Source organism: Streptomyces sp. WAC05374 (genome assembly GCF_004353505.1).
Classification (GTDB): domain Bacteria; phylum Actinomycetota; class Actinomycetes; order Streptomycetales; family Streptomycetaceae; genus Streptomyces.
This window is the reverse complement of the sequence record NZ_SMNQ01000061.1, coordinates 1-255: the sequence shown is the minus strand read 5'-3', so window position 1 is coordinate 255 and position 255 is coordinate 1. Positions and strand designations below refer to the sequence as shown.

1 protein-coding gene is annotated in these 255 nt (G+C 70.6%); it reads left to right on the top strand.

Annotated features, from left to right (window positions below):
* Positions 1 to 16: 16 nt before the first annotated feature.
* The coding region (locus E2B92_RS32535) for a hypothetical protein (protein ID WP_327437509.1) at positions 17 to 255 on the top strand (239 nt) is incomplete at its 3' end.

The window sequence follows — 255 nt, the reverse complement described above, 5'->3', positions numbered from 1 at the left end:
TGACACCATTTACGCCGTGCTGCGCGGCAGCGCCATCAACAACGACGGTTCCGCCAAGGTCGGCTTCACCGCGCCCAGCATCGAGGGCCAGGCACGCGTCATCGCCCAGGCCCAGGCCGACGCGGGCATCGACCCCTCCACCATCGGCCTCATCGAGGCCCACGGCACCGGCACCACCCTCGGCGACCCCATCGAGATGCGCGCCCTCCAGCAGGTGTTCGCCACCAGTGGGCGGACCGAACCGTGCGCCATCGG